Origin of the sequence: Pseudomonas sp. FSL R10-2189, assembly GCF_009600325.1 — a bacterium.
In the GTDB taxonomy this organism is placed as follows: domain Bacteria; phylum Pseudomonadota; class Gammaproteobacteria; order Pseudomonadales; family Pseudomonadaceae; genus Aquipseudomonas; species Aquipseudomonas helleri.
On sequence record NZ_WIVZ01000159.1, the window covers coordinates 1 to 277 of the forward strand.

At 51.3% G+C, this 277-nt stretch carries 1 protein-coding gene; it reads right to left on the minus strand.

Annotation, left to right across the window (positions count from 1 at the left end; all coding sequences use genetic code 11):
* Window positions 1-267, minus strand: a 267-nt coding sequence (locus GHO32_RS26320) for a carbamoyltransferase C-terminal domain-containing protein (protein WP_306167693.1), incomplete at its 3' end; no start/stop codon positions are given.
* Window positions 268-277: the final 10 nt, after the last annotated feature.

Below are 277 nucleotides of genomic sequence, written 5' to 3' on the forward strand. Positions count from 1 at the left end.
GTGATAGTTGAATGACGTGTTGATCAGAACCCCGCCGAACTGATCGAGCAAGGAGTCCATAAAAACGTCACGACGATCGACAACCTGTGGCCTGCCAGTGTAGTGGTGATAAGGATAGAAGTATCCGTGAGCCACTCCGAGAAGGTCATGCGGGGTCTCCCTGTATTCCATTGCCATGATCATGTGCTGATTGGACTTCCACACATGAGCCACCCGCTCGAACAACTGCTGATACTTCTTGAGCGTCATGACAGGGGCCATTGGCATGACAGTATTG